At 56.4% G+C, this 6,044-nt stretch carries 7 protein-coding genes; 3 read left to right on the top strand and 4 right to left on the bottom strand.

Translation table 11 applies throughout. The features are described 5' to 3' along the window. Positions 1-359 precede the first annotated feature (359 nt). Positions 360-575: a hypothetical protein gene (locus tag G547_RS0110865; RefSeq protein WP_027329883.1), complete on the bottom strand. Its 216-nt coding sequence runs from the start codon at positions 573-575 to the stop codon at positions 360-362. A 148-nt stretch (positions 576-723) separates the two neighbouring features. Here G547_RS0110865 and G547_RS21035 point away from each other — a divergent pair, with 148 nt between their 5' ends. Further along, positions 724-945 (top strand): MbcA/ParS/Xre antitoxin family protein, encoded by a 222-nt coding sequence (locus tag G547_RS21035; RefSeq protein ID WP_036188138.1) that lies wholly within the window; start codon positions 724-726, stop codon positions 943-945. Here the strand turns inward: G547_RS21035 and G547_RS21030 are convergent. Together G547_RS21030 and G547_RS0110850 are read right to left on the bottom strand one after the other, a co-directional pair. After that, complete coding sequence (locus tag G547_RS21030; RefSeq protein ID WP_084645902.1) at positions 942-2,291, bottom strand: tyrosine-type recombinase/integrase; 1,350 nt, start codon at positions 2,289-2,291, stop codon at positions 942-944. The two genes, G547_RS21035 and G547_RS21030, sit on opposite strands and share 4 nt — an antisense overlap. Positions 2,292-2,474: 183 nt before the next feature. Then, positions 2,475-3,341 carry a YicC/YloC family endoribonuclease gene (locus G547_RS0110850; protein ID WP_027329882.1) on the bottom strand — a complete coding sequence of 289 codons (867 nt, stop codon included), beginning with the start codon at positions 3,339-3,341 and terminating at the stop codon, positions 2,475-2,477. A gap of 140 nt (positions 3,342-3,481) precedes the next feature. On the opposite strand from G547_RS0110850, the gene rph reads away from it, so the two are divergent. Continuing rightward, positions 3,482-4,201 (top strand): ribonuclease PH, encoded by a 720-nt coding sequence (gene rph, locus G547_RS0110845; RefSeq protein WP_027329881.1) that lies wholly within the window; start codon positions 3,482-3,484, stop codon positions 4,199-4,201. Between the two features lie 140 nt (positions 4,202-4,341). Here rph and G547_RS0110840 read toward each other — a convergent pair whose 3' ends face one another. Next, entirely contained in the window at positions 4,342-5,115 is a 774-nt protein-coding gene (locus tag G547_RS0110840) for an exodeoxyribonuclease III (protein WP_027329880.1), read from the bottom strand. A 256-nt stretch (positions 5,116-5,371) separates the two neighbouring features. On the opposite strand from G547_RS0110840, the gene pyrE reads away from it, so the two are divergent. Continuing rightward, complete coding sequence (gene pyrE / locus G547_RS0110835) at positions 5,372-6,013, top strand: orotate phosphoribosyltransferase (protein WP_027329879.1); 642 nt, start codon at positions 5,372-5,374, stop codon at positions 6,011-6,013. Positions 6,014-6,044 lie beyond the last annotated feature (31 nt).

Below are 6,044 nucleotides of genomic sequence, written 5' to 3'. Positions count from 1 at the left end.
GGCATTTCGCTGCGTAATTGTTCAATCACTGATCTATTTTCGGTGCGAATCGCCCTCTTTGGGGGGCTAGGGAAGCGAGAAATGGGGATTTCAAAGGGTGGTAGGTTTGTTGCACAGACATAGCCCTCGGTAGGCGCCACTATAGGTTCGCTGCACAGTTGGGATTCCTGACGGCGGCCACTATCGGTTCATTGCACCGATAACCGAACAAGCTCAAGTGCTCATAGGTTTAACGCACAGTTGCCTTTGCTGGGTGACGAGTCTGAACAGCGAGCTAACGGTATCCGCCTCAAAACTTTCACATGCGAAAGATTTCTACCACCTATTGTTGCAACGTGACAACACATCGGGATCTTCGATCATCTCTTTGGTTTAATTACGCCGTTTTTAACAAAAAAATCATCCAGCGAGTTGCCAAGTACACTGGGGCCGCTAATGGGCCGGTATGACCTCATTCCCTCCGCTATAAATCGCTTGATTAGCTCTTCCGGTGTCAGCTCAAGGGACTCGGCAACGGACTCCAGTTGGTCAGGGAGAGTTTCTCGGTCAGAGAACGAAACTTGGTAGGTTTTCATCGATACCTCCTGCAATAGGCGTCATAGTTAAAGTGACGATGGCTAGCGCATGTGAAAGAGCTTGATACTCCGAGTATAATTACCACAAACTGCAGCGAAAAACTTTCGCATGCGAAAGTTTTAGCACTGAATCCGGGGGGGCTGGGGCATGGATAAAGTGGAGGCTGAAATCGGTGGTGGTGGGGAACGGGTCCGTATCGAGCGGTTGGCAGTTAAGGTCTTTGGTGGCGAAGACTCAGCAGGCCGCTGGATGAGTGCACCATGCAAAGCGCTGCGCGGCTTAGCCCCCAGACGGGTTCTGAATGAGCCTGAGGGGGTCAAAACCGTGGAGGAGCTGTTGTACAGAATTGACGCCGGGTTTTCTGCCTAACCCGTACTAGCAATGCGTTTTTCGCTTAGCTCGAAGACATTGTCCAGTTTGTAATTGCTGGCTGTTGTGGAAGCGCTTTCTTCACCACACTTTCGCATGTGAAAGATTTCGTTTTTAGCATCCATAGCGTCGGGCTGAACTAGTGGGCTGACGTAGTCCGCTATCGTCTGGTGGGCTTGCTTCCTTTCCTCATAGTAATCGTACCGATCATAAATGCCCTCTACGCCCTGCAACTTGTGGTTCAGACACCGTTCCGCGACGTGGCCGGGCACTCCCAGTTGAGAGGCTAGGCTGCGGAACGATCGGCGCAGGTCGTGAACGGTGAAATGGCCCAGGTCGCCCATTCTATTGGGTGGCTGTACTTTACGGCCTGCCTCATGACCAAACAGCTTACTGATAGCGCGATTGAGCGTGTCAGTCCCCATGTGGGGTTTCTTGCTGGAGCGACGGGCCGGGAACACATAATCTGACCCCAGGGCGCGCACCTTCAGCTCCTCCAACCAGACGATAGCCTGGTTAGGCAAGGGGATGACGATGGGAGCACCGGTTTTGGATCTTGTGGAGGGAAGCGCCCAGGTTTTTACCTCAAGGTCGAATTCACTCCATAAGGCCTCGCAGAGCTCAGATTTCCGCACGCCCAAAACCAGAATGAGGCAACAGGCCAAATAGTTGTCCCTCCCAAAGGCCACCGAGTTTTCTCTGAAGACTTGGAAGGCGTGGTCGATTTCTTCCGGCGCCAGGGATCGATCCCGACTGTTTTCGATGCCGCCGGCATCGCTGACCGTAAAAGCTGCCGCCGGATTGTTGTAGGTGATGAGTCCGAGCTTGATGGCATGCCTGAACAATTGTTTCGCGTACATCAGCACGTCATTGGCAATGGTGGGTCGGTTGCTGATCTTGACGCGCCGGATGACTTCTCTGATGTCCAACGGGCTGACGTCATTGACCCCCATTCGGCCGATCACCGGCTCTATCTCTTTGCGAAAGACTCGTCGGGGAATATGTGGATGCTTAAGTCGTAAGACGAGATCTGTTGCATACCAGTCCTCGAAAACGTCGGAGATCGTCGAAATGCCGGTCCACGCATGACGCTCCTTGACCACCAGCGGGTCCTTCCCTTCCCGAACCAGCTTCTTCTGCTGTTCAGCCTCCAAGCGTGCGTCGGCAAGCGGAAGGTCTCGATAGTTGCCCAACGTCATCTGACGGCGCTTACCGTTGACGGTATAGCGCAGTGCCCAGAACGGCTCCCCGGATTCCGGAACGACGAAATAGAGGCCTTTGCCATCAGATTTTCGGATAGGGTCGCCGGTGGCCAGTTTGGCCACTTGGTTGGCGTTGAGGGGCATATCAAACTCCGATTTACTCACCAGTTGAGATGAGTCTATCGCAAGTTCAGTCACCGTGTTACTCACCGTTTGTTTGAAACAGCCTGAAATCCGTTGAAACGCGTTGAACTAGAAATATTACTAAAATCAGTGAGTTACGGGAATAAAGGAAGGAAAAGGCGACCAAGGGAAAGCTAAGAATGGTCATTCGATATTCTGGACCTGTTCCCGCATCTGCTCGATTAACACCTTCAGCTCCACGGCGGACTGGGTGGTTTCCGCCACAATCGCCTTTGACGACAGGGTATTGGCTTCGCGGTTGAGTTCCTGCATCAAAAAATCGAGCCGGCGACCGAGGGAGTTTTTCTGGGTGAGGGTGTGTTTGACTTCAGTGACATGAGTGTCAAGGCGATCCAACTCTTCATCCACGTCGGCCTTCTGGGCCAGTAGCGCAATTTCCTGCTCCAGCCGTTCCGGGTCCAGCTCCACTTGCAGGGCTTCGATTTTGGTTTGCAGTTTTTCCCGCTGGGAGGCGAGAATTTCCGGCAGGCGCTCGCGCAGTTTGGCGACCTGTTCGCTGATGCCGTCCAGCCGCTGCTGAATAAACTGGGCCAGCTCTTTGCCTTCGCGCTCGCGGTGTTCAATCAGCTGTTTCAGCGCCTCATCGAACTGGGTAAGCGCGGCATCGACCAGCGTCTCCCGGTTCAGCTCGGACTGCTGCAGCACGCCCGGCCAGCGCAGAACTTCCAATGGGTTGATGGGCGCGGCGTCGTGCAGTTCGTTGCCGATTTTCTGGGCGGCATCGGCCAGTTGGCGAACGCGCCTGAGGTCCAGTCCCAGGCTCTGGTCGGAGGCCTCTTCCTTCTGCACAGTCAGGCTCATTTCCAGCTTGCCCCGGAATAGCGCCTTGCGGATGCGCTCGCGCAGTTTGGGCTCGATTTCGCGCAGGTCTTCCGGGAGCCGGAAAGCCGGTTCCAGATAGCGATGGTTGACGCTGCGGATCTCCCAGGTGAGGGTGCCCCAATCGTATTGCTGCGCTTTGCGGGCGAAACCGGTCATACTGCGTGGCATGGAAGGTCCTCTGTGTTCGGTGAGTGGTTACCATACAAGGCGAGAGCTGGTAGGCTTCGCCTCCATCAAGAGGGCGATCTTACCACAGCCCCCACCCCATTCTTTTCAGCATTAAGGAACACACCATGTCGGATAGCCAGATGCAGCGCCCCAGTGGCCGTCAACCCGATCAACTGCGCGATGTGCGCCTGACCCGCCAGTTCACCAAGCACGCCGAGGGTTCGGTGCTGGTGGAGTTTGGAGATACCAAAGTAATTTGTACCGCCAGTGTCATCGAAGGCGTTCCACCGTTTCTGCGCGGCCAGGGCCAAGGTTGGTTGACGGCGGAATACGGCATGCTGCCCCGCTCCACCGGTACCCGCATGGGGCGCGAAGCGGCTCGCGGTAAGCAGGGCGGCCGTACCGTGGAGATCCAGCGTCTGATTGGCCGCTCGTTGCGCGCAGCGGTGGACTTGCAGGCCTTGGGCGAAAACACCATTCAGCTCGACTGCGACGTTATCCAGGCGGATGGTGGCACCCGCACGGCGTCCATCACCGGGGCCTGGGTGGCGCTGGCCGACGCGGTGAGCTTCTTGCAGGAGAAAGGGCTGGTGACCAAAAGCCCCATCAAGCGCGCCATCGCCTCTGTTTCCGTGGGAATTTATCAGGGCGTGCCGGTGCTGGATCTGGACTATCCGGAGGATTCCAGTGCGGATACCGATATGAATATCGTTATGGGGGATGATGGCGGTATTGTCGAGATTCAGGGCACCGCTGAAGCCGAACCCTTCTCTGAGTCCGAGTTTGCGGCCATGTTGGCGTTGGCGAAGAAAGGGATCGGGGAGCTGACGCAGTTGCAGCAGAAGGCGCTGGCGGAGTAGCTGGCTGTTGGCGGATGCGCTTCGCTTATGCCGCCCTACGGAAGCTCTGGTAGGGCGGATCGCTCCGACGCTTGCTTCAGTTGGCGTAGGGCGGATCGGTCCGACGTATCGGAGCGGAGCGCATCCGCCATTCGTTTTCTTTACAGCTCGATGTCGTAGTCGACAATCACCGGCAGGTGGCTGGAGAACTGCTGAATTTTGTAGATGGCCGCATGCTCCACGCGGTGACCGATGGGCGCTGAGACGATCTGCATGTCGGTGCGCCAACCCTCGCCTTCGTTAATCGCGCCGCTGGGCCACCAGCTGTATTCGTCCGGGTCCTTGTTGGCTTTGCGGAAGGCATCGACGTAACCGATCTGGTTGAACACCTGACTCAGCCACTGCCGCTCATGGGGCAGGAAGCCGGATTCGTGTTCATTTTTCTCCGGGTTGGTGACGTCACGCGGTGTATGGGCCATGGCCCAATTACCGCAGAAGATAAATTCACGACGTTTCCGGGTAATCTTGTCCAGATGGCCCTGGAGGTCGTCGAAGAATTTGATCTTCACTTCCTGGGATTCCATTTCTGAGGTCGCGCTGGGTGCGAGCATTGAGCCGATGCTCAACTGCTCGTAATCAATTTGCAGATAGCGGCCTTCCATATCCACACCCGACGAGAAGCCCAGGCCGAAGATCAGCGCCTTGGGTTGCTTGCGGGTATAGATTGCCACCCCGTTGTAGTGGGGTGTCCCGGAGTCGAAATAGTAGGCGAAGTAGCCTTCCAGGTGAAAAACGTCCTGGTTCTCCACTTCGTATTCCAGAGCGCGCAGGTCCTGCAGACAGATGACGTCTGCGTCCTGACTGTCCAGCCAGTCAAACAGACCCCGCTGAGCCGCCTGGAATATACCATCGACGCTAAGACTGATAACTCTCATATTAGCCCCTTGTTTACGGACTGTGTATGATACCCGAGCTCGTTATCTTTGTGTTAATTAGAGGCGTAAAAACCCCCAAATTCAGTGCGTTGGAGGCGTTTTCGGTACGCTCGGTCGGGACTGCAGGACGGCTGGGCCGTGCATGGGGCTGCTCGGGCGTTATAATTATGCCCTTTTGGTGCGAAGCGGTGTCATGGAGCACCCACCGGTTCAGCCGGATTCCTTTTTCAATTTAGCGTATTTGTGAGAGTTTTGCATGGAGAACTACCAGCGCGACTTTATTGAGTTGGCGATTGAACATCAGGCTCTGGGCTTTGGCGAATTTACCCTGAAATCCGGGCGGGTAAGTCCCTATTTTTTTAACGCGGGCAAATTTCAGACCGGCCGGGCACTGGCGCAGCTGGGGCGGTGCTATGCGGCGGCGCTCCAAGCGTCCGGGCTGGCGGTGGATGTGATTTTCGGGCCGGCCTACAAGGGTATCCCTTTGGCGACCACCACGGCGGTGGCCCTGGCGGATCACCATGGTACGGATCTGCCCTATGCCTTCAACCGCAAGGAAGCCAAAGACCACGGCGAGGGCGGTACGCTGGTGGGGGCGCCGCTGACAGGCAAAGTCCTGATTGTGGACGATGTGATCACCGCCGGTACGGCGGTGGGCGAGTCCATGGAGCTGATTCGCGGCGCCGGCGCTGAACCGGCGGGGGTGCTGATCGGTCTAAACCGCCAGGAGCGTGGCAAGGGCGAGCGCTCGGCGATCCAGGAGGTGGAGGATATCTACGGCATTCCGGTGATCAGCATTGTCAATCTCGACAATGTGACCGCCTACCTGAAATCCGACCCCTCGCGCGCCGGGATTGTGGGCCAGATTGAGGCCTACCGCGCTGAGTATGGCGTATAGTGTTGGTTGGAACGGCAAGCGAGTGAATAAA

The sequence above is a fragment of the Marinimicrobium agarilyticum DSM 16975 genome (assembly GCF_000423345.1).
In the GTDB taxonomy this organism is placed as follows: domain Bacteria; phylum Pseudomonadota; class Gammaproteobacteria; order Pseudomonadales; family Cellvibrionaceae; genus Marinimicrobium; species Marinimicrobium agarilyticum.
The sequence above is the reverse complement of the archived record's forward strand: the minus strand, read 5'-3'. Positions and strand labels throughout refer to the sequence as shown.

Excerpts from the sequence above, each read along its gene's own strand:
- pyrE (WP_027329879.1), top strand. The coding sequence starts at position 5,372 with ATGGAGAACTACCAGCGCGACTTTATTGAGTTGGCGATTGAACATCAG.
- G547_RS0110840 (WP_027329880.1), bottom strand. The coding sequence starts at position 5,115 with ATGAGAGTTATCAGTCTTAGCGTCGATGGTATATTCCAGGCGGCTCAG.
- rph (WP_027329881.1), top strand. The coding sequence starts at position 3,482 with ATGCAGCGCCCCAGTGGCCGTCAACCCGATCAACTGCGCGATGTGCGC.
- G547_RS21030 (WP_084645902.1), bottom strand. The coding sequence starts at position 2,291 with ATGCCCCTCAACGCCAACCAAGTGGCCAAACTGGCCACCGGCGACCCT.
- G547_RS0110850 (WP_027329882.1), bottom strand. The coding sequence starts at position 3,341 with ATGCCACGCAGTATGACCGGTTTCGCCCGCAAAGCGCAGCAATACGAT.
- G547_RS0110865 (WP_027329883.1), bottom strand. The coding sequence starts at position 575 with ATGAAAACCTACCAAGTTTCGTTCTCTGACCGAGAAACTCTCCCTGAC.
- G547_RS21035 (WP_036188138.1), top strand. The coding sequence starts at position 724 with ATGGATAAAGTGGAGGCTGAAATCGGTGGTGGTGGGGAACGGGTCCGT.